Consider the following 23,122-nt stretch of genomic DNA (forward strand, 5'->3'; position numbering starts at 1 on the left):
GCCCGCGCGCTACCCAGGAAACGGGGAGACCGCCTGTCCGTCGGTCAGCGCGTTGAGCCGTGCGGCCGCGTTGTCGTCGAGGAAGAAGAGCGTCATGGCTTGGCCGTTGTGCCGGACATGGAAGCGCCGGTCCCCGTGTTCCAGTTCGTCGATGAGATAGCCGACGACCATCAGGTCGGCCCAGTCGTCCCTGACTTCGATGGACCAGTTGACCCGCCGGCCGTCGGCCGAGTACTCGATCCACGCCTCTTCCGTGCCGAGGTCGACGTGGTCCCGCAGGCCGGACAGGGCATCTGGCAGGCCGGTCATCCGGCACAGCTGGCGGGCGATCGCCACGTACGAACCCGGCCCTCGGACGCACTCGGTGTCGAAGTGCCAAGCCCGGTCGCAGAACCAACGTTCCCACGGCTCGTCCTCGACCGCGCAGCCCAGTGCGAACAGCACCAGGTCGAAGGGCTTGCCTTCATAGGCCTCCCGCGGCCACGAGTACAGCAACTCGTCCACGGTCCGGCCGGCCGCGAGCGGCAGCCCCAGCTCCGCCAGCCTGTCCAGCTGATCTTCAAGACGCATGACCGGGATCGTATCCGCCACTTGGGACAACGCGCTTGAGTGTGATCAATCGGCCTTACGTTCCTCGGACGAGATGGCGGAGCCATTCGTAGGGTCGGATACCGGTGCTGGTTCACGCGGTCCAGGCAGTTTCGCTTGGATCACTACCGCGCGGCCGGTGACACACTCGCCATTTGAAGGTGGTCGCGACGAGTGCGAGGGCGGAGGCGGCGAGCAGTGCGGCAAAAAAAGGCGCGCTGCACGGCACGGGCGGCGAAGAGGGCCTGCGCGGTGGGTGCCGCGCCCGCCGCGGCAGAGGCGACCGCGAACCCGAGCAGGCCGGCGGTGAACACCCTCTTGCGTCCGAGGTGGTCGGCGAGCCTCCCGGCGAGCAGCAGCCCGCCGAACGCGACGGTGTAGGCGGTGACCACCCAGGGGCGGTCGCCGTCGCTCATGTCCAGTTCGCTCTGCAGTGACGGCAGGGCCACGTTCACGATCGTGCTGTCCAGCAGAATCATCAGCTGGGCCAGCCCCAGAACGCCCAGGGCCCACCAGCGCTTGGGGTGCGGGGGCGGCGACGGCGGGGAGCTGTGGGTGGACGCGGAACCAGACATGGCTTTTTTGTATACCAAATGACGGTCCTCGGACAAAGAAGCCCCAGGCACAGACTCGACATGGACGGCGGAGGTCACACACCGATGGACAATGGGATACGAAACCTTCCACCGGAAGCTCCGCCGGAACGGGTGGCCGGCCGGGGGCGCGGTTGGTACCGCGGGGACTGCCATGTGCATTCGGTGCACTCCGACGGGGAGCTGACACCGCAGGAACTCACGGCCGCCGCCCGGTCGGCGGGGCTCGATTTCCTGGCAACCACCGAACACAACACCGCCGAGGCGCACGGCGTCTGGCGCCGGCCCGCCGGTGACGATCTACTGGTGATCCTCGGCGAAGAGGTCACCACCCGGACGGGGCACTGGCTCGCGCTGGGGATCCGCCCCGGACAGGTCGTCGACTGGCGGTACGGGGTGCGGGACGGGCGAATCGACGGGCATCTGGACGAGGTGCACCGGGCCGGTGGGCTGTGCGTGGCCGCCCATCCGCACGCACCGTACGCCCCGGGCACTTTCATGTATCCCTACCAGGGCTTCGACGTGGTCGAGGTCTGGAACGGGGCGTGGAGCTCGGACGTCCCGTGGAACGCCGACAACGAGGCGGCTCTGGCCGAGTGGGGGCGCGGCCTGGCCGCGGACATCCACCGGGGGCGCTGGCGGCCGGCCATGGGCAACAGCGATACGCATCTGGCGGGCCAGATAGGGGTCCCGCACACCGTCGTGCTGGCCGAGGAGCTGAGCGCCGAAGCGGTCCTCGCCGGGATCCGGGCCGGCCGGAGCTGGATCGCCGGATCGGCCGCCGTCGAGCTGTCGTGCATGGCCTCGGCCGGCGGGCGCAGCGCCGGAATCGGTGAGCGACTGATGGCGGGCGACGCACCGGCCGAGGTGCGGGTGGACGTACGGGGTGTGCCCTCGGGCACGGTCGCCTTCCACACCGAGCGGGGCGTGGCGCATCGCGCGTCGTTGCCCGGATCGGGAGCCGGCACCGTGGAGTGGCGCACCCGTACGGCGGACTCCGCGTTCGTCCGTATCGAGGTGCGCCATCCCGACGGGCGGATGGCGGCACTCTGCAACCCGCTCGTCCTGGCCTGAACGAGCCGGGACGCAGGCTATGCCGGTGGCGCCAGGTGCTGCCACAGGAAGGTGTGCGTCAGGGCCTCGTTGTGGGCGGACTGTTCGTTGTCGCTGGCGCCCGCGTGCCCGCCGCCGGTGTTCTCGTGGAACAGGACCGGGTGGCCGAGTTCGCGAAGCCGTGCCGCCGTCTTTCGGGCATGGCCGGGGTGGACCCGGTCGTCACGGGTGGAGGTGGTCAGGAGTACCGGCGGGTAGACCTGGTCCGCGGTGAGCCGGTGGTACGGGGAGAGCTCGCGTAGGTGCGGGAGGTCGGCCTCGTTGTCCGGGTTGCCGTACTCGGCGGTCCAGGAAGCGCCGGCCAGGAGCTTGTGGAAGCGGAGCATGTCCAGCAGCGGTACCTGGGCGACGATCGCGCCGAACAGGTGCGGGTAGCGGGTGAGCATCGCGCCCATGAGCAGGCCGCCGTTGCTTCCTCCCGCGGCACCCAGCATGGCCGGGGTGGTGATGCCGCGTGCGACGAGGTCCGCCGCGACGGCCGCGAAGTCCTCGAAGGCCCGCGGCCGGTCCGCGCCCAGCGCGGCCTGGTGCCAGTCCGGCCCGTACTCGCCGCCGCCCCGGATGTTGGCGATCACGTAGGTGCCACCGCGCTCCAGCCACGCGCGGCCCGTGACCGCGTCGTAGGAGGGGACGAGCGGTACCTCGAAGCCGCCGTAGCCGTAGAGCAGTGTGGGTCCGGGGGTCGCGGGAGAGTGTCCGGGGCCGATCACGAAGTAGGGCACCCGGGTGCCGTCATGGGAGGGCGCGAAGAACTGCTCCACCGTCAGGCCGGCCGTGTCGAAGCGGGCCGGGGCCTGCTTGAGGATCTCGGATTCGGCGCCGATCCTCCCGTGGTGGAGGGCGGACGGCTGGAGGAACCCGGACACGTCCAGGAAGTACTCGTCGGAGACGTCGGGGTCCGTGTCCACGACCGTGACGCGGGAGAGTGCCGGGACGTCCGCGAGGGGCTTGCGCTCCCATCCGCTCCCGGGGGTGGGGGTGAGGACCTCGATGTGGGTGCTGACGTCGTGCATCGTCTCCAGGATCAGATGGTGGCGGGTCCAGGAGTGCCCGGCCAGAGCCGTCCGCTCGTCCGGGGTGAACAGCACCTGTGCGGTGCGGTCACCGGCCAGGAAGGCGTCGAAGTCGAACGCCAGCAGGGAGCCCGCCGGCTGTCCGAGCCAGTCGGACTTCAGGGTGACGATCAGATGGTGGCGGTGGGCGTAGGCGTTGGCGTCGTCGGGGACGTCGATCCTGACGAGCGAGGCGTCGGGAGTCAGGAGGTAGGTCTCGCTGCGGAAGAAGTCCAGCCACCGGGAGACGAAGTCCCGCTCGAAGCCGGGTGTACTGTCGTGCCGTCCCCATGCCGCCACGTCTCCCGTCCCGGCCTCGAAGACCAGCGCGCCATCTTCCAGGGGTGTGCCGCGGCGCCATCTGCGTACCGTGCGCGGATAGCCGGCCTCGGTCAGCGAGTCGGGACCGAGGTCCGCGCCGATGAAGACGGTGTCGGCGTCGATCCATCCGATCCGCGTCTTCGCCTCCCCCACGCGGAACCCGTCCTCGACGAAGGTCCGGGTGGCGAGGTCGAACTCGCGGACCACCACGGCGTCACCGCCGTCGCGCGACAGACACACCAGTGCCCGGTCGTGGTCGGGGCGGCGCACCTGCGCGCCCGCCCAGACCCACTTCTCGCCCTCCGCCGCGGCGAGCGCGTCGACGTCGAGGAGGACCTCCCAGTCAGGCGATTCCTTGCGGTACTGGTCCGGCGTCGTGCGCCGCCACACTCCACGCACCTGCCCGGCGTCCTGCCAGAAGTTGTAGAGGAACGCGCCGCGCCGGACGGTGTAGGGAATCCGGTCCGAGGCGTCCAGCACCTCTCTCAGGCGCTCCTTCAGTGCGGCGAACCCGGCGTCGGCGGACAGTGCCGCCGCCGTCTCGGCGTTCCGCTCGGCCACCCATGCGAGCGCGGCCTCGCCGTCGATGTCTTCCAGCCACAGGTACGGATCGTCATCAGTCCACAGGTACGGATCGTCATCAGTCACGAGTCGAATTGTGCAGGCACGGCCCGCGTACCGGGAACATCCACTCGTCCCGCGCCCGGTCGGCGCCGCTGGGCGCAGCCGACCGGGCAGGGACTTCAGCGGCGGGTCCGCTGCGACTTCCAGCCCGGGCACCGCGGCCAGCAGGGCCTCGGTGCAGTCCGTCTCCGGCGCGCGCAGCAGCTGTGGTGTAGGACCGCGTTCCACCACCCGGCCACCGCGCATCACGATCGCGGTGTCACTGATCTGATGGACGACGGCCAGGTCGTGGGAGATGAAAACATAACTGATCCGCTCCGCTCACGGATGTCGGCGAGGAGGTTGAGGATCTGCGCCTGCATGGACACATCGAGGGCCGCCACCGCCTCGTCCAGGACGAGCACCTGGGGTTCGACGGCGATCGCACGTGCGATGGCGACGCGCTGGCGCTGGCCGCCCGAGAGCTGGCGGGGCAGCATCCCGGTAAGAACGGTTGGCCATGGTCGTGACCTTAGCCTCACCCACTGACAACCCGATTTCGGGCGAAGTCCTACTGTGCCGTCCCTGTACGACGCCATGCCCAGTACGGCAACCGGAGGAATTGGTCCCGAGTCGGAGCCTCAGCCGCGGTCACCGAGGCCGGCGACCACGGCGTCCAGTCGGTCCATGGCGTGAGCCACGCCGAGCCCGTCCATGTAGTCGCGGACATGCACGATCCGACCGCTTCGGACCCGGATCATCAGGAGGCCGGGAATTCTGAAGGACTTGCCGGTCGTGGCCACGGTCCCGGTGACGACCTGCTCGACGGTGATCACCTCGGGGTCGGTGCTCTCGTGCACACCGACTTCGCGGATCTCCTGCGGCTGCACCGGACTTGCGCCCCAGGCCGCTCGATAGCCCGCACGGATCTCTTCGCGCCCCTCGTAACGCGCGGGCATACCGGGAGCGAGGAAGGGGAACTCATGGACGGCATCGACCGCGTACAGATCGGCCAGGTCGTCCGCGGACTTGTCGAGCATCGCCTGCTGGAAGCGGGCCAGGACCTCACGACGGCCGAGGTGGGCGGAGGTTGTGTCCGGCATGACGGTGGGGGCTCCGTTCAGACGACGCATGGCGAGCTCGATCGGGCGATGAGCCCGGACATCGGGTGTGCGGGCCAGACGGAGAAAACAAGTCTCCGTTGTGACAAAGCACTTGGGGACCTTTTTCCCGATCGCACTCTATGTGGAGATCGACGACGGGTTCGCAGGAACGCTGTGGATGGGACGACCGTCCTCCTATCTGGACTCGCCCGTCCAGGAGCCGTCGTGGTTCTCGGTGACGGGTACCTCATGGCGGGTGGCGAAGGAGCGGACCGTTTCGGCAAGGGGCGCCGTGCCGGGGCTCGGAGTCAGCCATGCGGTCCGGATGCGGATGGTTCCGTCCTTGCGCCTGCGTACCCATCGGGGTCTCAGGAATGCCTCGGGCAGCCGGTGGCCCCGGGGCATCCGCACCATCAGCACGGTTTCTCCGGCCTCCTGCCCGAGCTCGACCGCATAGGCGTCGGCCCAGCGCAGCACCGCCAGGCTCATGGCGGAGCCGACTCCGATGCCGAGGTCGTTCACCACGAGTCCGTCGTTCTGGCCCAGCAGGCCGAAGAGCCGCAGCAGCATCAGGAACGCGACGAACCCGGCCAATGCCCTCGCCCCGTCGCCGATGCGGAGCAGATCACCGATCGCCGAGATTCCGACGAAGGCGAGCATCATCAGCGCGTTCCGCAGGATCAGTACCCTCCGGCTCCGCCTGCTGCGAAGGTAGGAGGCGATGGGCTCGGCCCCGGAGCGGGCGGCGGAGCGGCGCCGGAGCGCTGCCTGCCCCGGTGGCCGGAGCGGAGTCGCCGCGCGGGGCCGGGCCGGCGCCGGGGGCGTGGGCCGTGGTGGCGTCGGTGCGGGTTCGCCGGGCGCCACCACGGTCAGGTCGATCCGGTCGGCACACGCGACCACCAACTTCTCTGGCGTGGGCCGCAGTTCGGGCTCCTTCCGCAGACAGGCGGCAACGAGCGGCCGCAGGTCCGCTGGGACGGCGGAGACATCCGCCTCCTCGTGGACCGCGCGGTACAGCAGTCCGAAGACCTGCCCCTCCCCGAACGCACTGCCGCCCGCCGCCGCGACCAGCACAGCCCCCAGCGCGAACATGTCGCAGGCGCCGGTGACTTCGAGCCCCTGGGCCTGCTCGGGGGCGATGAACCCGGGCGTTCCGATGGCCGCCCGGTCGGCGGTCAGCCGGGTGCCCTCCACGGCACGGGCGATGCCGAAGTCCAGTACCCGGGGGCCGTCCGCGGCGAGGACGATGTTGCCAGGCTTGAGATCACGGTGGACCAGACCGCAGGCGTGGATGGCCTGAAGCGCCTCCGCGAGTGCGGCGGCCAGCGCCCAGAGTCTCCGCTCGTCCAGCGGGCCGCGCCGGGCGACCTCCTCGGCCAGCGTCGGGCCTTCGATGTAGGCGCTGGCCATCCACGGCTGCGGAGCGTCCGCGTCGGCGTCGACGACCGCCGCCGTATGGAAGCCGCCCACCTTGGCGGCGGCCTCGACCTCTTTGCGGAAGCGTTTCCTGAACTCCGGGTCCGCCGCGTACTCCGCCCTGACCACCTTGATGGCGACGGCCCGCCCGGCACGCGAGCGGCCCAGGTAGACCGAACCCATGCCCCCGCTGCCCAGCTCGCGCACGATCACGTACGTACCGATGCGTCCCCCGACCACAGTCCCCCACCCCCCTCGGTATCGACGAAGTATGCGGACTCCCCACGCGTCACGTTGGCCGGACGCGCACTCGACGGCCGGTCCGCGCAACCGCAGTATGTCGTGGGCGCGTCACGCTTGTCATGGAGGGAGCCGAGATGGAACCTGATGACCCGAACAGGCCCGGGAACGGGCGGCACGGACAGCGCAGCCGGGCAAGCGGCAATCCCGGTCCGGGCGGCGGTGGCCCTGGGCAGGGACGGCCTAGGGGGCCCGGAAGTCCCCCCGCTCCCTCCGGGGTCCCCATGCCCGACCCGGTACGGAAGTTGCGGGTCCTGATGATGGTCCTCGGCGGCATGCAGGCCGTGCTGGGGCTCGCTCTGGTGAGCAACAGCGTGGCGATCGCCACGTCGATCTGGGGCGAGGGCGAGCCGAATCCGTGGGGCCGGACGCAGGGCGAGGCTCATTCGGGGCAGGTCGTCTTCGCGGGAATCCTCGTGCTGGCCATCGCGGCCTGGGGCATCATCACCGCCCTCAAGTTCCCCACCCGCAACCCCGGCCTGCGGACCTCGGCCTTCGCGTACGGCTGGACCGCTCTGCCTTTCACCGTGGTGTTCTTCCAGGTGATGCCCATCCTCGGGATCGCTTGGCTGGTGCCCGCGATCCTTGCCCTCGTCCGACCCAACCAGCCAGAAACCCGGGCATGGTTCGGCGGACACAACAGCTCGCCACTCTGAACATCCGCACATGCCGGCACGGCCCCGCGGCCCGACCGATGGCCCGTTCTCCCGTGGAATCGATGCCGGCCGGGGTGTCGCCCATCGGAGCGGCTGCCCATCCAGGCGCGGGGCCGAGTGGCCGGCACCGGATACTTCTTTGTGACCGCAGACCGTTTCGCGAAATGGAGCCGATCCCGACCATGCCGGTCCATCGGCTGAACCACACCGTGCTGTTCGTGTCCGATGTGGCGCGCAGTACGGCCGTCTACTGTGACGTCCTCGGCTTCAGGGCGCTGCCCCAGGCGTTCCCCGGGGCCGCCTTCCTGCAGGCGGCGGACTCCGCCAACGACCATGACCTGGGACTGTTCCAGTCCCGGGACACGGCACCCGGCGGCCACGGTGCCGGGGCGGTGGGGCTGTATCACCTGGCCTGGGAGGTCGACACCCTGGCCGAGCTGCGCCGTGTGCAGGCCCGTCTCACGGAGGCGGGTGCGCTGACCGGGCCTGACAGGACCTGCCTGAGCCGGGGAACAGGTACGGCCTGCACGCGGGCAGGAGGAGAGCGTCCCTGCACGCGTGCAGGCCATGAGAGCCCGTGACGCGATCATGTTCTGGCGTTCTCGAGTCGCCGCCGAGGCCGGCCGGGCCGCCCGGCAGCGGGAAGGCGCCCGGCCCGGAGCGGGACTACCGGATGTCGAGGAGGGCGACGGCCTCGGCGAAGTCGGCATGAGCGGGCTCAAAGGTCCGCGCGGCGACGAGGAACATCGAACGGTCCGTCAAGGCCCGGGCGAGGCGTGCAGGATCGTCGGGCAGGCGGCGCGCGAGCTCCACGCTCTGGTCGAAGTACGGCTTGAACCCCTCCTCGAACCGGTAGGGGTGATTGCCTTCGCGGAGGGCCGCGCGGATGCTGATTCTGCGCTGGAGGTCGACCAGTTCGGGCAGTCGGCCGGCCTCGCGCAGTCCCGCCGCCTCCGTTTCGAGGTCTGGCAGAGTACCGAGAAAGGCATCCCGCGTGTCGCTCGACCATCCGAGGTCGGTGCCGAACGGCGGCATCGGGGAATCGGCGCTCGCAGCCGGCTCGTCGCCCCGCCCCGACAGGGCGAACAGGGTGACCCACCACGCGAGGATGCAGCTCCAGTCCTTCGGCTCGCCCGTCGTCGCCAGCTCGTCAAGGACGGTCAGGGCCTCCCGCCGGGTGGCCGCGGCGTCCGCCCTGTCCCCGGCGGCCTCGCGCATCCGGGAGAGGTGGACCAGCTCCCAGGTGAGTACGGCCAGAGCCGTCCGCCGGCCGGCGACCTTGCGCCGGGTCTCGTCAAGGAGCTCGCGGAAGACGGCCGTTGCCGCGTCGTGCAGGCCGGCGCCCTCCAGGTTCGCCGCCCACTCGACCATGTTCCAGAAGGAGGGTTCCGATATGCCGTTACGGACTGCCTTCTCGTTGAGGTCTGCGGCCTCCCGGAAGCGCCCCTCCTCGGCCAGGATTTTCGCCAGCCTCCCGTTCTTTCCGGCCTCGGCCATTTCCTCGCAGACCGCGCGTCCCTCCGCCCGGCGCCCAAGGGCGAACAGGGCCGACTGGTAGACGTTCAGCGCCCTGCACAGCCTTTCTTCCCGGGCCGGCGTCCCGGCCTCGATCCTCCGGCCCGCCTCGACCGCCTCGGCGGCCAGCACCAGGTCCACCTCCGGGTCCCGGCTGCGATAGCTCATCGAGAGGAGCGCATCGACCAGCTTCGGGAGATACGCCTTCGGGCTCACCTCCGCCAGAACCCGGTACGCATGGACCTGTTCGAGCAGGCCCGGTCGGCCGGAACCCAGCAGCAGCACTCGGGCCCGCAGTACCGCGTCGTGATCGATCTTCCCCATGTTCCCCCTGTCTCCGGGTGATGCACGAAGGAGATTCTGGGAGTCAGGGAGCGGACCGGACAAGGCTCGCGAACTGTGCGTTCCGTCCTACGAAATGCGCCGCTGAACTGTCATGATGGACATGCTCTTGCAGTAGTCCACCGGATGCGTGGCCGACAGGGCGGGGAACTCCATCACCGGCGGGTCGAGAATCTCTGAAGCGATCGACAGCCACGACATCCTGATCGTGCACGTCGACCAGCAGGTGCTCTTCGACCGGCGCCGGCAGGAGTCGGCGGTCCGGCCAGGGGGTTGAGAAGTCGAGCGGGCCCCTCGGTGGTCGGGCTTGCCGACCATGAAACAGGCGGCCCTCCCGCGAATCTTGATCCCTGCCGAGCCTGCTGATTGGCTGACCGGCATGACCGAGCTCGGACCCATCGCCTGGCCGCCTGCCCCGATCAAGACCGAGAGACTTGTGCTCCGTGAGCCCGAGGCCCGGGACCGCGCCGCGGTCATCGAGCTGCTGGCCTCGCCGGAGGTGGGCACCTACCTCGGTGGCCCTCGCCCCCGTGACGAGCTCGAGCACGCGATGCCCAGGACACCCAGCCGGCGCCCCGGCCTTTTCATAGTCGATCTCGACGGAGCGATGATCGGCCGGATCACGCTCGCCAAAGACACGGGACATCTCCGTCAGGCTGCCGGGAGAGCGGAACTCGGCTACCTGTTCCTGCCGCAGGCGTGGGGACACGGGTACGCCGCCGAGGCGTGCGCAGCGGTACTCGACTGGTTCACCGAAGCGCTTCCCGGCGAACCGGTGGTGCTCGCCACCCAGACCGCCAACCTCCGCTCGATGCGCCTCGCGGCGAAGCTGGGGTTCATCGAGGTGGAGCGGTACGAGGCCCATGGCGCCGAACAGTGGTTCGGCGTTCGTTGCTCATGTGGTCGGTGAAGGCCCGTTCCTGCGACTCGTTGTTCAGACGAGCGCCGGTGAGGGAGCGGGCAGGTATCGGGTGATGTTGCGCCAGGCGCGCTCCACCTATTCCTTCGAGGACGCCTGCGCTTGAACTCCCCTCGATCGGCCGATTCCTGCCCGCACCGGCGTCAGCGTGCGAAAGATTGTCGGCGCTGGGGGCCAGGGGAAAACCGGTCGGCATGCGACCGGGCCGCGACTGCCCTCGTTGCCCTGCGCAGCCGGTGCCGACGTGTGCAGATGTCGCGGGGCGGTGACAGCGGTTGTCTCCCCCCTTGGCCTGTCGCCCGTGAACGCGCCGACACCGCGGCTCGCCGCCGGCCTCGACCGTGCATACGCCCCGTCGGCACGCCCAGGCCCTGCCCATGGCAATTTCGCTTCGCGACGCCGTCATACCTGAGAGCCAGACGGGAAGACGGCTCCGCAGCGTGAGGAAGACGACCAAGTACGCTCCATAGCCTCGTCTCCAGATGAACGTCTGGAGTGGAAGTGCCGTGAGTATCCGAACCCGAGGTACCCGGCTGCGTCGAGGTGTGATGAAAGCGGTGGTCGTCGCCGCACCATGTGGTCCGGGTTCGGCAGCTGCCAGGCCCCGCACTCCCGCACCTCCCTGAGGCGGGTCAACAACGGCGCACGGATCTCACTGCTGTGCCACCGCTACGGAATCCTTGACCCGGTGGGGCACCGCGGCACGGGTCCGGGACACAGCGACTGCCTCGCACCGCGCTCGGTGTCCCTGAAGAACCTGGCCCGCATTGTTTGTGAAGCTGCCCGGGAGGTGACTGATGTCCGACTTGCCGGCCTGCCCCCGTCCGCCCACAGCAACTTCGGCAGGGAGCCGGCCCATGAACGAACTGGACGATACTGATCGCATGGACAGGGCGGAGAAGGGGACAGTGCGCGGAGCGCTCCATGCCGTACTGAAGGATCTGTTCACGCCGGCTCCGCAGCCGATGCCGCCTATGGGCGGGCCGAGGCCGCTGAGGTGGCTGCCGCATTTCGCGGTCGCCGCGGCGGCAAGCGGGCTGCGGAGATCACCCGTGACTATGAGCGCCTTCTTCGACAAGCAACTGCGCAGCGAGGATGCCCCACTGCTCGACGGCCAGGGCAAGGACAACCCCGAGGTCCCCTTCCAACACTCCGCCACCCGGAACGTCGAGGTCGGCTCGGGCACCTCATCCCGAACCTGACCACAGGTCCGGCCGCACCGGGGCTCCGCCCCGCCCCACCGGCCAAATCGGGTCAGGCCAGGGTCGTCTCGGGGATGCCTGCATGCCACCAGCGGCCAGCACATTCGATGCCGCTCGACGAAATTCCGCGAGCAGCACCAGCTCCCTGACCCGAAAGTCGGCGCAGGCCACAAAAGGCCACGTCAACGTACCCGACCACGCGGTTTGAGCGGTCCGGGCGGGAGTTCGGGGGCGGGCAGGCGGTCGCCGTCGTAGCCCGTCACCTCGCCGAAGCGGGAGCCCTCCGCCCACGCCAGCCTGGCCTCCTCGATCTCCTCGTGGGACCGGCCGATGAAGTTCCACCACATGACGACCTCCTCCTCGAAGGGCTCGCCGCCGAGGAGCATGAGGCCCGCGTCGCTGTCCGCACGCAACGGGAGTTCGGTGCGGCCGCAGCCGAGGTAGAGCATGGAGCCGGCGGGCACTGGCACGCCGTCGACCTCGGCGTGCCCGGACATGGAGAGCACCGCGTACTCGAAGTCGGGGTCGAGCGGCAGTCGGGCCTCGGCACCGGCGGCCAGGGAGACGTCCGCGCCGACGATCGGGGTGTACGTGGTGCCGGGCGAGGTGGTGCCGTCGAGTTCGCCCAGGATCAGGGTGGCGACAAGGCCCGGGGCGGAGACGGTCGGCAGGTCGGTGTGGTGCTGGAAATGGGGCTCGACCTGGCGGTGGGCGGCCGGCAGCGCCACCCAGAGCTGGGCGCCGTGCAGAAACCTCGCGTGGGCCTTCGGGCTCTCCTCGGAGTGGCTGATGGCCCGGCCGGAGGTCATCAGCCCCAGTTCGCGTGGCCGGATCGTGCGCAGGCTGCCGAGACTGTCCCGGTGCAGGACCTCGCCGGCGTGCAGCCAGCTGACCGTCTGCAGGCCCATGTGGGGGTGCGGCGGCACCTGCATCCCGGGTTCGTCCGCGATGTCGTCGGGGCCGTAGTGATCGACGAAGGCCCAGGCACCGACCATCCGGCGGCCCAGGTTGGGCAGCAGCCTGCGGACCTCGGTGGACTCGCCCAGCCGGACGTGGCGGGGGGCGAGGAGTTCCCGTACGGGCTCGGCGACGACGAAGCCCCGTCCTCCGCAGACGGAGAGTGTGGCCTGGCGATCGAGATTGCTCATGGCGCTCAACCTATTCCCGAGCAGCCGCGGGAGCGCCGGTACCCACGCCGAGAATTTAGTGGAATATTCAATCACCAGGTGGGGTTCAGGCAATCACAGGGTGGCCGGGCAGCGGCTCGGCCGGCGGTTGGACGAGACGGGGCACCACCCCTGAACGGTCTGTGACCAAGGAGGTCAAGTGAGCGACACCTACTACGAGTTCGGCACGGCTGCCGACCGCTGGGACCGTGCGCAGATGTTCTTCGAGGCAAAGGAGTACATGACTGCGGCCCGTATTCTGGAGGGGCTCGTCGAGGAGGTCCCGGAGCAGGTGTCGCCGCGACTGCTGCTGGCCCGGACCTACTACCACTCGGCGCGGCTGGGAAAGGCCGAGGCGGAGCTGCGGGCGGTGCTGGAGCTCGACCCGGTGGAGCACTACGCGCGGCTGATGCTGGGCCGCACCCTTGAGCGGCAGGGGCGGGCCGCGGAGGCGGCCGGTCATCTGCGGATGGCTGCGGCGTTCTCCGGTGACTTCGACTCCGGCCCGGGGCGGACCAGCACCGGGGGGCCCGCCGGCATGTGAGCGGGCATCGGCGTCACGGCGGCATCCGGCAAAACAGGGATGCCGCCTGCCCGCCCCGCGTGATAGTTCACTCCCTCATGACCCACATCGAGACTCCGCGCCTCCTGCTCCGCCTGATGAACGGCTCCGACGCCCTGCGCGTGATTTCGGGCACGCCGGGCGAAGGGGACAGCTGGGCACCCGGCTACCCGTCCCCCGGCGAGATGGCCGCGGCCGAGCGCTTCCTCAACACCTGTGCGACGACCGGCGATCCCAGCCCCTTCGGTTCGTACGAGATACGGCGCCGCACCGACGGGCTGGTGATCGGCGGGATGGGATTCCACGGTTCGCCGGACGAGAACGGGGAGGTCACGATCGGCTACGGCCTCGTCCCCTCGGCACGAGGGATGGGATACGCCTCCGAGGCGTTGCGCGCCCTGCTGCTGTTCGCCCGTGAGCAGGGCGTGAGTTGCGTGCACGGTGACAGCGACCTGGACAACACCGCGTCCCAGCGCGTCATGGAAGCCGTCGGCATGCGCCTGGTGAAGCAGGACGAGCGGCTGAAGTACTACCGGATCGACTGTGGCCCGCGGCCCGAGCGGTGAGCCGGTGCGGGGCGGGACGCCGGAACCCCGCCGGGAGGTCCCGGCGGGGTTCCGGTCGTCGGCCCGCGTGGGCGGTGCCGGTCAGTCGGCCGCGGTGGCCACCCGTCCGGCGCCGCCGTTCGCGGTGGTGCCTGCGCCGGTGCCCGGTGCGAGCAGCCGGTCCGTCAGACAGCCGAAGAAAAGCCCGAAGGCCACCCAGAGGGTGGTCTGCACCGCGAGGGTGCTCAGGCGGAACTCCCACAGCAGAGCGGCCGGGAAGTCCTTGCCGACCTCGTTGTACGAGGGCAGGAACGCGTAGGCGAGCCCGATCACCAGGACGTACGCGGCGGATGCCGTGATCGTCGCGTTCCAGTTGTCCAGGCGGGAAGCCAGCCGTTTGCCGAGGATGACCGCGGCGACGGCCAGCAGCACGCTCAGGACGACCATCAGGAAGAACAGGGCGGTACGCCGGCCGATGGTGTCGGGGTTGCCGACGGCCGGCGGGTTGGCCGGGTACTTCAGGAACGGGACGACGTACACCGTCAGCAGGGCCGCACCCGCGATCAGCGCGGCCGTGGCCCGCGGGCCGAATCTGCCGATCCGGCCGAGGGCGTAACAGAAGACGAGGGCGGCGATGCCGCCGATCGCGGCGCCGAAGACCAGTACACCCGTGGCGAGGCCGGCGGTGGACTGCACGGTGCGGCTGACCAGTTCCTCGCCGCCGCCATGGTGGTGGCTGTGCGATTCCTCCAGGGCGATGGCCGCGTCCACACGCGACTCACCGAGGAAGTAGGCGACCAGCAGGGCGAGCGCGCCCGCGGCGAGGCCGGCCAGCATGCCGCGGACGAGCAGGGCTCTGACAGATATGGAGTTCATGAGTTTCCCCGGGATCGGACGGTACGTCAGTGGCAGGGGAAACCGAGGAGGTGGCGGCCGTCGTGGACCCACTCGTGGACACCTTCGCCGGAGATGACCGCGGTGGCGCCCTGTTCGGCGCCGACGAAGTACAGCAGTACGAGCATGAGAATGCCGAAGAAGACCGCCCAAGGGGCGATGGCCTTCAGGGAAATGGGGGTGATCGCCGGTACGGCGGTGGCGGGGGCAGCAGTCTGTGCCATGGCAGAACCTCCTGAGGGAACACGCGTCCCGATCGTGGTGCCTGAGACGTAGGTGCTGGGTCTGACTTCCCGCACGGAGACGGGTTCACAGTGGCGCGACCGTGCCGGATTCTCACCGGACTTCCGTCACACCTACGTCATGCTCGTCGTGACGATACTCCTTGGGGGCAGCCCCCTGCCATGGTGCCGACGGCGGCCGGACCGCCCTGATGCCATGGTGGGCACACCCATGGGGCCAGAGTTCAGGGAGTTGACCGGGTCATGACCGTACAGGTGATGTTGATCTCACCGGCGCTCAACGCCGCGCTGCGGGAGGCCCGTTTCGACGGTGACGCCCCGCTCGACGCGGCCGGGGCCCGCCGGGCGCGGGCCGTCGCCGCGGCAGTGCCCACCGCCGACCGGTATCTGCGTGGGCCGTCCGAGCGGTGCGCCGGGACCGCCGACGCGTTGGGGCTCCGTGCCGAGCCCGAACAGGCGGTCCGTGGCTGGGACATGGGCCGGTGGAGCGGTCGGAGGCTGGCAGCGGTGAGCACGGCCGAGCCGGAGGAGGTGTCGGCCTGGCTGACCGATCCGTCGGCGGTTCCCCACGGCGGCGAGTCCCTGCTGGATCTCTGCCTCCGGGCCGAACACTGGCTGGATACGGTGGGGACGACGGAGTCCACCGAGAGCGCCGGGGCGCGCCGCGTGCTGGGCGTCGTCGAACCCGCGGTGGTGCGGGCGATGATGGTGGCGGCACTCGCTCTGCCGGTGGAGGCGTTCTGGCGGCTGGACGTCGCCCCGCTGACCCTGACCGCGCTCAGCGGGCGTTCCGCCCGGTGGAACCTGCGGTGCGGACAGCCGTTGTCCCCCACGCCCGACCCCGCCCGGTAGTAATCCGTTTGCGTCGCAGTCGGGTGGAAGCACAGGCCTACAGGGTGGTTGTCGAGCCGGCACCCGCTTTCCGACCTGGGACGATGTGGACCCCGCCCGTCACCCCTTCGACAGCGCGTCGGCGCCGCAGGTGGTGCGGTCCCTCGGGCCGGGCCGGTCGGACACCCGGCCGCCCCGGCATTCCCGGCGGGGCCCCGGCGACGAGTGACCGGAGCTGGAGAAAGGGCAGGCTCTGGGCGGATGCCATGGCATCCGCCCTTGCCGAGCACTACGGCCGCTGGTCCGTGGGCCGGCGCTGAGCGCACGACGAAGCCACCCGTCGCCGACGGGGCACCGCCGCCCAGTCGCCGTCGCGCAATCCGAGATCCGCGACCGACAGCAGTCCGTACAGCCATGAACGCCGTCCGCTGGGGCGTCAACCGGCCTCTGCCCGTCCATGCCCTGGCCGGCCACCGTCGCACCATCGAGGCGCTCCCCGTCGCCGACGTGTGGACCGCGAATGCAGCCATGTGCACAGAAGGAACGCAGTCCCGGGTAGGTCTCGGGCCGGGCCCTCGCACGGATCGCGAACAGCACCGCGGTGCTGCGGAACAGTCCGGCCGTGGCGACGGGACCGACGTCCGAACCGCTCACCGCACCCCGACACCCTTACAACCGGGCCGCGTTGGAGGCATCCGCGTCCCGCTCACCGCCCCGCGGTGCACCGAGTCACCGCTGGCCGCCGTCCTCACCGCCGGCCCGCCCCGGGCGGCTACGCGTCCCGGTACGCCTCCAGCAGCCGCAGCCAGACCTCGCTGATCGTCGGGTACGCGGGAACGGCGTGCCAGAGCCGGTCGATGGGGACCTCGCCCGCGACCGCGATCGTCGCCGAGTGCAGCAGCTCGCCGATGCCCGGCCCGACGAACGTGACGCCGAGCAGGATCTCCCGGTCGAGGTCCACGACCATGCGGGCACGGCCCCGGTATCCGTCCGCGTACAGGCCGGAACCGGCCACCGCGGCGAGGTCGTGGTCGACGGCCCGGACCCGGTGGCCGGCCCGCTCGGCCGCGGCGAGGGTGAGGCCGACCGAGGCCGCCTCCGGGTCGGTGAAGACGACCTGGGGGACGGCCGCGTGGTCGGCGGTTGCCGCGTGGGCGCCCCAGTCGGACTCCAGCAGCGGTGCGCCGGCGGCTCGGGCGGCGATCGCGGCGCCCGCGATGCGTGCCTGGTACTTGCCCTGGTGGGTGAGGAGCGCCCGGTGGTTGACGTCGCCGACCGCGTAGAGCCAGGTGGTGCCGTCGACGCGGCAGCTGTCGTCGACGGTGAGCCAGCTGCCGGGCTCCAGGCCCACCGTTTCGAGTCCGAGGTCATCAGTGCGCGGGGACCGGCCGGTGGCGAAGAGGATCTCGTCGGCCTCGATGTGATCACCACCGTCCAGCTCCACGGTGACCGGGCCGTCCGGGACCGCGCGCCGTACGGCGGCGACCGAGACCCCGGTACGGATGCCGGCGCCCGCCTCGGTGAGTGCCTGCCCGACCAGCTCACCGGCGAAGGGCTCCATCTTCGGCAGGAGCCCCTTGCCGCGGATCAGCATCGTCACCCGGGCCCCGAGGGCCTGCCAGACGGTGGCCATCTCCACGCCGACCACTCCGCCGCCGACGATCACGAGGCGGCCGGGCACCTTCTTGGCGCTCGTCGCCTCCCGACTGGTCCAGGGGCGGGCCGCGTCGAGGCCGGGGAGGTCGGGGACGACGGCGCTGCTGCCGGTGCAGACGGCGACGGCGTGGCGGGCGGTGAGCCGGTTTTCGGTGCCGTCGGGCGCGGTGACGCAGACCGTCTTCTCGCCGGTGAGCCTGCCTTGGCCCCGGTAGATGTCCGCGCCGACGCCTTCCAGCCAGGCGACCTGCCCGTCGTCCTTCCAGTTGGATGCGTACGCGTCACGGTGAGCGAGGACCGCCGCGGTGTCCAGCGGCCCCTGCACGGCGTCGCTGAGGCCCGGGACGCGGCGGGCGTCGGCGCGGGCGACCACCGGGCGCAGCAGGGCCTTGCTGGGCATGCACGCCCAGTAGGAGCATTCGCCGCCGATGAGCTCCGCCTCGACGACCGCGGTGCTCAGCCCGGCGGCACGGGCCCGGTCGGCGACGTTCTCGCCCACCGGACCCGCACCGATCACCACGACGTCGTACTCGGCGTTCACGTTCGCTGAAGGATCTGTCATGGGGACAGTCTGGTCGGGGGTGTGCGCGGCGGCCACATGGGCAGGCGGAATAGCGCAGGTACAGACACCGTTGTTGGGACAGGTCCCAGCGGGCAGCACAGGAAGAGGTACCAGAAAATGAGCACCGTTGAGCTCACCAAGGAAAACTTCGATCAGGTCGTCAGTGACAATGACTTCGTCCTGATCGACTTCTGGGCTTCCTGGTGCGGCCCGTGCCGACAGTTCGCGCCGGTCTATGACGCGGCGTCGGAGCGCCACGACGACCTGGTCTTCGCCAAGGTCGACACGGAGGCCCAGCAGGAGCTGGCGGCGGCCTTCGAGATCCGTTCCATTCCCACGCTGATGATCGTCCGGGAGAACGTGGCGGTGTTCGCGCAGCCCGGAGCGCTGCCTGAGGCGACGTTGGAGGATGTGATCGGGCAGGCACGGAAGCTGGACATGGACGAGGTCCGCAAGTCCATCGAGGAGCAGCAGAAGGGCCAGAAGTAGGCTCGCACGATCCTGGCGCTTCGTGCGCGCCCCGCGTTCTGCGCGCGAGTGACGGGCCCGGCCGACCCGGCCGGGCCCTTCGTCATGCCCGGCCGGGTCGGGGCCGGGGCGCGGTCTCAGCGGTCGGCGCCGCTCCCCGCGTCCGTCTCCTTGACCCGGGCCGAGAGGCCGTAGGACAGCTCGGCGCCGTCGACCAGCAGCGCCTCGACCGCGTGTGTCTCGGGGTCGATGTCGGCAACGATACCCTCGCCGGAATACCGGGGGTAACCCGACGCGCCCGTCTCACCGGTCGCCGACACGACCGCCGAGCGGATGGCCCCGCCGGGCTCGGGGACCTCGGCCTCGGACCCTGCGGCGTCGGGCGCGGTGGCGTCGGATTCCGTGGCAGCGGATTCGGCGGCGTCGGGTTCCGCGGCCTCCGATTCGGCGGCCTCTGATTCCGCTGCGCCCGATTTCGCCGCGCCGGTGGTGGTCTCCTCGGCGAATCGCGGGACCAGCAGGATCTCGTAACTCTGCGGATGGCTCATGGTCATGACGCTAGGCATGCGGGGGGTGGTGCGCACGTTGCCGCGCTGGGGCACGGTGCGGTCCGGCCGCCGCGCCCGGCCCCGGCGGCTCAGGCCGACTCGCGCCCCACCGCCCTGACCCGCAACAGGTCGTGGTGCTCGGGTGTCCCGCCGGGGTTTCGTACCAGCCTGTCGACGAGGTCCGCCAGTGGCTGGGCCGTGGCCAGCTCCATCCGTACGGTGCTGAGCCGGGGCCGCAGCAGCCTGCCCAGCATCAGGTCGTCGGCACCGACCACGGCGGCCTCGCGGGGCACGTCGATGCCCGCGTCCTGAAGCGCCCGCATCAGGAGCATCGCGTATTCGTCGTTGTAGGCGAACACGGCGTCGAGGTCCAGGCTGCGCCAGCGGGCGGCGAGCCGGGCGGCCGACTCCTCGTCGTACCGCAGCGGCAGTGGTTCGGCCCGCGCCCCGTGGAGCTGCGCGGCCTGCCGGGCCCCGGTCAGCCGGGGCTCGGCGAACAGGGCGAGGCCGCTCTCCTCGGGCATGACCACGCCGATGCGGCGCCGGCCGCGTTCCAGCAGATGGCCGACCGCGCAGCTGCCCACCTCCCGCTGGTCCATCACCAGTGCGTGGGCGCCGGGCACGGGCCGGGGGCCGAGGGTGATCACGGCCTTGGCCCCGGATCGCCTGAGCACGGATATCCCCTGCTGACCGAGGGGGATCGTGCCGGGGGCGATCACGGCGACGGGGCGGAGTTCGGCCCAGGCACGGGGTGCGTCGTCGGGGTCCAGGCCGGTGCTGCCGTACTGGACGACGGTGTAGTCGAGGCGGCGCAGCCCCGATTCCAGGTCGTGGAAGAACCGTTGGTGCAGCGGACCGGTCGGGAAGGCCACGGTGGGCAGGAGCACCATGCGGGTGTGTCCGGCGCGCAGGCTCCGTGCCGCCGCGTGCGGTACGTAACCCAGTTCGGTGGCCGCTTCCCTGACCCTGCGGCGGGTGGATTCGCTGATCCGTACGGTGGAGCTGTTGTTCAGCACATACGAGACGGTGGCCCGGGAGACCCCGGCGAGCCGTGCGACGTCGGCGCTGGTGGGGACGGGGCGCTGGGTGGGCTGGTTCGGTAACTGGCTCATGGCGTCCGGCAGTCTTCCAGACCCGTTGTGCGTGGGTACGCTCCGGGGCATGGATGATTCCTCGATGGGGGGGCTGCTCGGCCGGGTGACCGGGGCGGTGGGGCCGGAACCGGTCGGCGAGGTGATGGTACAGATCCGGGGCGGCGCCGAGCACTTTCTCGCGCATCCGGCCCCCGGGCAGGAGCGCATCGAGGTGGGCACGGTGGTGACGGTGGTGGATCACCTGCCGCCGCGTACGGGAGTTGAGGCCCGAGCGAGGGGTTCTTGACGGATTTCTTCGACAAGGATTCGGCAAGGATCCGCACGCGTCTTCTGTACCGCCGCGAGCAGGAGAAGACTCCCCCGTGTTCAGCGGTACCGACGGGGTGCCGCGACAAGGGGGCGCATGCCGGTGGTCATCGGCGTCACGGCGGGCCTCGTACTCGCCGCCATCATGGTGTTGTTCGGCCTGTTCAAGCTGATGTGGCGGGTGGCCGAACCGAACGAAGCACTGGTCATCTCGGGTTCCAAGCACAAGACCGAGGGCCTCGTGCGGGGCATGGGGTTCCGGATCGTCACCGGTCACGGCACCCTCGTCCTGCCCGGGGACCATGCCGTGCGGAAGATGTCCCTGGATCTCGACGAGACCGAACTCTCCGTCGATTGCGTCACGCATCAGGGGATTCCGCTGCGGGTGCGGGCGTCGTCATCTTCAAGGTGGGCGACGACTTCGTGTCGATCGCCAACGCGGCCCGGCGCTTCCTCGATCAGCAGAAGCTGATGTCGGAGCGGGTCCACAACGTCTTCGCCGGTCATCTGCGTACCATCGTGGGCGGGTTGACGGTCGAGGACATGATCCGGGACCGGGAGAAACTCACCGGGCAGACCCGGGCCGCGACCAGGGCCACGGGTGAGGCCGAGGCCGCCGCGGCTCAGGCCAAGGGGCTGGCGGAGGCGGAGGCGGAGGCGGCCCGAGCCAAGGGCCTCGCCGAGGCCGAGGCGATCAAGGCCAGGGCCGCCGCCCTGACGGAAAACCAGGAGACGGTCGACTCCCAGCAGTTGGCCGAGAAGTGGCCCGAGATCGTCCAGGCGGGCGCGGGTGCCTTCGGCAGGGTCGACCACATGGTGCTGCTTAACGGGGCCGACGGCATGTCGGACATGTTCGCGAAGGCACTGACGATGGGTGGCACGGGACTGGGGCTTGTCCGACAGTTGCTGGCCACGATGAGCCAGAACGACCCGGCGCGGCCGGCGCCGCGGGCGAACGGGGTGGCCCCGGCCGCCCCGCCCTCGCCGCGGAAGCAGCGGATCGCGGTGACGGATGATCAGGAGGGGGGCTTGCCCTCCTGATCGGTCCGGGCGGCGGTTGCCGGTGCGTTCCCGGTCCGGGCGCGCACCGGCCCCGCTCCACGGAACCGGCCGTACAGGTCCTACGGTGTGGGGATGACCATCCAGCACCGTGACGACAGCATCGACACCTCGGCGGACTTCCCCGGCCGCACCGGCACGACCGCCACCTCTCAGGCCGACCCGCGCGACGTGGGGCCGGTCCGCACCTCGTACGCCCCCGACCGGGACGGCGACCCCGACCCCGGCGAGATCGTCTGGACGTGGGTGCCGTTCGAGGAGATGGACGGGCGCGGCAAGGACCGCCCGGTCCTGGTGGTGGCCCGCGAGGCGGCGGGCACACTGCTCGCCGTACAACTCTCCAGCAAGCAGCACGACCGGGACCGCGAGTGGGTGGCGCTCGGGGCAGGTCCCTGGGACAGCTCCGGCCGCCCGTCGTGGGTCGATCTGGACCGGGTCCTGCGGGTGCACGAGGACGGGATGCGGCGTGAGGCCTGTGCGCTGGACCGGAACAGGTTCGACCTGGTCGCGGGTCGGCTGCGGGAGCTCTACGGCTGGCAGTAGGGCCCCGGAGGGTCCTGGTCGAACGTCCGGCCGAAGGCGGTCCGCGTGGCTGATTCGGGGCTGCGGTCGAGGATGCCGAAGACGACCTGCTCGAAGTGCCCGGCGAATCTGCCGCCGTCCAGGAGCAGCGCCCGGAACGCCCCAGCCACCTGCGCCGGATCGTTGCGGAACACCCCGCAGCCCCAGGCGCCCAGCACCAGTCTGCGGTACCCGCGCACCGCCGCGACCTCCAGCACCCGCTCCGCCCGGGACGCGAGCGCGGCGGGGATGCGGTGGGCCTCCTCGGGGGTGCGGCTGCGGATGACTCCGGCGTTGGGCGCCGGGGAGGTGAGGAAGCCCGCGGTGTACGGGGTGTCGAGCAGCCGTCCGCGGTCGTCGCGGAACACCGGCACGCCCGGTGAGTGAATCACCCGGTCGGTGTAGAAGGCGCTGCTTTCGGCGCGGTGGCGGGCGTAGTACTCCGGGGCGCGCAGCAGGGTGGCGTACAGGGCGGAGCCGCGGCACAGCGCCTCCTCCTGTGCCTGTGCGCCGTTGAGGTATCCGCCGCCGGGATTGCGGGCGGAGGCGTAGTTCAGGACGGCGACCTTGCCGGGGCCTTCGCCGGTCATCCGGCGCGCCGCCCGGAGGCTGCTCTCGTCGGTGACCTCGACGGCCGTGGTGCGGTCGGAGTCGAGTGCCGCGACCGGAACCGGCTCCGGGCCGTACAGCCTGGTTCCCGAGAGTGCGGTGGTCAGGGCCCGTTCGATGCTCACCTCGCGCCCGTCCGGCGTGCGGTAGCGGCCCGCCTCGACGATGGCCTCGGTCTCACGCGCGATGCCGCGCAGTCGTGCGCTCATCAGTACTCCCCCGTGTGGTGCATACGGGGCATGCTCGGCGCTCCGGCGGCATGGACGCAACCGGATTTCCGTTCCGAAGGGGCACCC

25 protein-coding genes, 2 pseudogenes and 1 riboswitch are annotated in these 23,122 nt (G+C 70.6%); of the genes and pseudogenes, 13 read left to right on the forward strand and 14 right to left on the reverse strand.

The genetic code is table 11. The features are described 5' to 3' along the window. Positions 1-9 precede the first annotated feature (9 nt). Positions 10-570 (reverse strand): hypothetical protein, encoded by a 561-nt coding sequence (locus ACIRJP_RS05550; RefSeq protein ID WP_404168420.1) that lies wholly within the window; start codon positions 568-570, stop codon positions 10-12. 175 nt (positions 571-745) lie between these two features. Continuing rightward, positions 746-1,163, reverse strand: a pseudogene (locus tag ACIRJP_RS05555) (MFS transporter); the annotation flags it as partial. Between the two features lie 84 nt (positions 1,164-1,247). Here ACIRJP_RS05555 and ACIRJP_RS05560 point away from each other — a divergent pair. Next, a complete protein-coding gene (locus tag ACIRJP_RS05560; protein ID WP_404168422.1) occupies positions 1,248-2,255 on the forward strand; it encodes a CehA/McbA family metallohydrolase in 1,008 nt (335 codons plus the stop codon). Positions 2,256-2,272: 17 nt separating this feature from the next. Here the strand turns inward: ACIRJP_RS05560 and ACIRJP_RS05565 are convergent, their stop codons facing one another. The 4 genes from ACIRJP_RS05565 to ACIRJP_RS05580 all read right to left on the reverse strand — a co-directional run bounded on the left by ACIRJP_RS05565 (position 2,273) and on the right by ACIRJP_RS05580 (position 7,029). Continuing rightward, the gene (locus ACIRJP_RS05565; RefSeq protein ID WP_404168424.1) at positions 2,273-4,315 is read right to left on the reverse strand and encodes a prolyl oligopeptidase family protein; all 2,043 of its coding nucleotides are present in this window, start codon (positions 4,313-4,315) and stop codon (positions 2,273-2,275) included. Between the two features lie 221 nt (positions 4,316-4,536). Further along, positions 4,537-4,770: an ATP-binding cassette domain-containing protein gene (locus ACIRJP_RS05570; RefSeq protein WP_404168426.1), complete on the reverse strand. Its 234-nt coding sequence runs from the start codon at positions 4,768-4,770 to the stop codon at positions 4,537-4,539. A gap of 141 nt (positions 4,771-4,911) precedes the next feature. Further along, a complete protein-coding gene (locus ACIRJP_RS05575; RefSeq protein WP_404168428.1) occupies positions 4,912-5,373 on the reverse strand; it encodes a nuclear transport factor 2 family protein in 462 nt (153 codons plus the stop codon). Between the two features lie 195 nt (positions 5,374-5,568). Further along, on the reverse strand, positions 5,569-7,029 hold the full coding sequence (locus ACIRJP_RS05580) for a serine/threonine-protein kinase (protein ID WP_404168430.1): 1,461 nt from the start codon (positions 7,027-7,029) through the stop codon (positions 5,569-5,571). A gap of 284 nt (positions 7,030-7,313) precedes the next feature. Here ACIRJP_RS05580 and ACIRJP_RS05585 point away from each other — a divergent pair, with 284 nt between their 5' ends. Further along, a complete protein-coding gene (locus ACIRJP_RS05585; protein WP_404168432.1) occupies positions 7,314-7,745 on the forward strand; it encodes a hypothetical protein in 432 nt (143 codons plus the stop codon). A gap of 164 nt (positions 7,746-7,909) precedes the next feature. Beyond that, the gene (locus ACIRJP_RS05590; protein ID WP_404168434.1) at positions 7,910-8,326 is read left to right on the forward strand and encodes a VOC family protein; all 417 of its coding nucleotides are present in this window, start codon (positions 7,910-7,912) and stop codon (positions 8,324-8,326) included. Between the two features lie 85 nt (positions 8,327-8,411). On the opposite strand, the gene ACIRJP_RS05595 is transcribed toward ACIRJP_RS05590, so the two are convergent. Continuing rightward, positions 8,412-9,584, reverse strand: a complete 1,173-nt coding sequence (locus ACIRJP_RS05595) for a hypothetical protein (RefSeq protein WP_404168436.1) — start codon at positions 9,582-9,584, stop codon at positions 8,412-8,414. Positions 9,585-9,732: 148 nt separating this feature from the next. On the opposite strand from ACIRJP_RS05595, the gene ACIRJP_RS05600 reads away from it, so the two are divergent. The 3 genes from ACIRJP_RS05600 to ACIRJP_RS05610 all read left to right on the forward strand — a co-directional run bounded on the left by ACIRJP_RS05600 (position 9,733) and on the right by ACIRJP_RS05610 (position 11,723). Then, positions 9,733-9,879: a hypothetical protein gene (locus ACIRJP_RS05600; RefSeq protein WP_404168438.1), complete on the forward strand. Its 147-nt coding sequence runs from the start codon at positions 9,733-9,735 to the stop codon at positions 9,877-9,879. A gap of 102 nt (positions 9,880-9,981) precedes the next feature. Then, positions 9,982-10,512, forward strand: a complete 531-nt coding sequence (locus ACIRJP_RS05605) for a GNAT family N-acetyltransferase (protein ID WP_404168440.1) — start codon at positions 9,982-9,984, stop codon at positions 10,510-10,512. A gap of 866 nt (positions 10,513-11,378) precedes the next feature. Next, positions 11,379-11,723: a hypothetical protein gene (locus ACIRJP_RS05610; protein ID WP_404168442.1), complete on the forward strand. Its 345-nt coding sequence runs from the start codon at positions 11,379-11,381 to the stop codon at positions 11,721-11,723. Positions 11,724-11,905: 182 nt separating this feature from the next. Here ACIRJP_RS05610 and ACIRJP_RS05615 read toward each other — a convergent pair whose 3' ends face one another. Next, positions 11,906-12,871, reverse strand: a complete 966-nt coding sequence (locus ACIRJP_RS05615) for a pirin family protein (protein WP_404168444.1) — start codon at positions 12,869-12,871, stop codon at positions 11,906-11,908. Between the two features lie 178 nt (positions 12,872-13,049). On the opposite strand from ACIRJP_RS05615, the gene ACIRJP_RS05620 reads away from it, so the two are divergent. Further along, the gene (locus ACIRJP_RS05620; RefSeq protein WP_404168446.1) at positions 13,050-13,433 is read left to right on the forward strand and encodes a tetratricopeptide repeat protein; all 384 of its coding nucleotides are present in this window, start codon (positions 13,050-13,052) and stop codon (positions 13,431-13,433) included. 77 nt (positions 13,434-13,510) lie between these two features. Next, positions 13,511-14,017, forward strand: coding sequence for a GNAT family N-acetyltransferase (locus tag ACIRJP_RS05625; protein WP_404168448.1), 507 nt, complete (start codon positions 13,511-13,513; stop codon positions 14,015-14,017). Positions 14,018-14,098: 81 nt separating this feature from the next. On the opposite strand, the gene ACIRJP_RS05630 is transcribed toward ACIRJP_RS05625, so the two are convergent. Together ACIRJP_RS05630 and ACIRJP_RS05635 are read right to left on the reverse strand one after the other, a co-directional pair. Next, a complete protein-coding gene (locus ACIRJP_RS05630) occupies positions 14,099-14,872 on the reverse strand; it encodes a CbtA family protein (protein ID WP_404168450.1) in 774 nt (257 codons plus the stop codon). A 26-nt stretch (positions 14,873-14,898) separates the two neighbouring features. Further along, complete coding sequence (locus ACIRJP_RS05635; protein ID WP_124720415.1) at positions 14,899-15,114, reverse strand: CbtB-domain containing protein; 216 nt, start codon at positions 15,112-15,114, stop codon at positions 14,899-14,901. A 3-nt stretch (positions 15,115-15,117) separates the two neighbouring features. Beyond that, positions 15,118-15,266, reverse strand: a riboswitch (adenosylcobalamin (AdoCbl) riboswitch). Positions 15,267-15,375: 109 nt separating this feature from the next. Here ACIRJP_RS05635 and ACIRJP_RS05640 point away from each other — a divergent pair. Then, positions 15,376-15,984: a histidine phosphatase family protein gene (locus ACIRJP_RS05640; protein ID WP_404168452.1), complete on the forward strand. Its 609-nt coding sequence runs from the start codon at positions 15,376-15,378 to the stop codon at positions 15,982-15,984. A 751-nt stretch (positions 15,985-16,735) separates the two neighbouring features. On the opposite strand, the gene ACIRJP_RS05645 is transcribed toward ACIRJP_RS05640, so the two are convergent. Then, entirely contained in the window at positions 16,736-18,181 is a 1,446-nt protein-coding gene (locus tag ACIRJP_RS05645) for a dihydrolipoyl dehydrogenase family protein (protein WP_404168454.1), read from the reverse strand. A gap of 117 nt (positions 18,182-18,298) precedes the next feature. Here ACIRJP_RS05645 and trxA point away from each other — a divergent pair, with 117 nt between their 5' ends. Next, positions 18,299-18,670, forward strand: a complete 372-nt coding sequence (trxA, locus tag ACIRJP_RS05650; RefSeq protein ID WP_383716239.1) for a thioredoxin — start codon at positions 18,299-18,301, stop codon at positions 18,668-18,670. A 116-nt stretch (positions 18,671-18,786) separates the two neighbouring features. On the opposite strand, the gene ACIRJP_RS05655 is transcribed toward trxA, so the two are convergent. Then, positions 18,787-19,197, reverse strand: coding sequence for a hypothetical protein (locus tag ACIRJP_RS05655; RefSeq protein ID WP_404168456.1), 411 nt, complete (start codon positions 19,195-19,197; stop codon positions 18,787-18,789). An 89-nt stretch (positions 19,198-19,286) separates the two neighbouring features. Next, positions 19,287-20,309, reverse strand: a complete 1,023-nt coding sequence (locus ACIRJP_RS05660; protein WP_404168458.1) for a LacI family DNA-binding transcriptional regulator — start codon at positions 20,307-20,309, stop codon at positions 19,287-19,289. Between the two features lie 49 nt (positions 20,310-20,358). Between ACIRJP_RS05660 and ACIRJP_RS05665 the strand changes: the two genes are divergently transcribed. The 3 genes and pseudogenes from ACIRJP_RS05665 (at position 20,359) to ACIRJP_RS05675 (ending at position 22,199) form a co-directional block, all read left to right on the forward strand. Then, positions 20,359-20,577, forward strand: coding sequence for a hypothetical protein (locus tag ACIRJP_RS05665; RefSeq protein ID WP_404168460.1), 219 nt, complete (start codon positions 20,359-20,361; stop codon positions 20,575-20,577). Positions 20,578-20,694: 117 nt separating this feature from the next. Beyond that, positions 20,695-21,638: pseudogene (locus ACIRJP_RS05670) on the forward strand (SPFH domain-containing protein). Between the two features lie 93 nt (positions 21,639-21,731). Continuing rightward, positions 21,732-22,199, forward strand: a complete 468-nt coding sequence (locus tag ACIRJP_RS05675; protein ID WP_404168462.1) for a type II toxin-antitoxin system PemK/MazF family toxin — start codon at positions 21,732-21,734, stop codon at positions 22,197-22,199. Here the strand turns inward: ACIRJP_RS05675 and ACIRJP_RS05680 are convergent. Continuing rightward, positions 22,184-23,035: a TIGR02452 family protein gene (locus tag ACIRJP_RS05680; RefSeq protein ID WP_404168464.1), complete on the reverse strand. Its 852-nt coding sequence runs from the start codon at positions 23,033-23,035 to the stop codon at positions 22,184-22,186. The two genes, ACIRJP_RS05675 and ACIRJP_RS05680, sit on opposite strands and share 16 nt — an antisense overlap. Positions 23,036-23,122: the final 87 nt, after the last annotated feature.

The organism is Streptomyces sp. NPDC102437 (assembly GCF_044765565.1).
Taxonomy (GTDB): domain Bacteria; phylum Actinomycetota; class Actinomycetes; order Streptomycetales; family Streptomycetaceae; genus Streptomyces.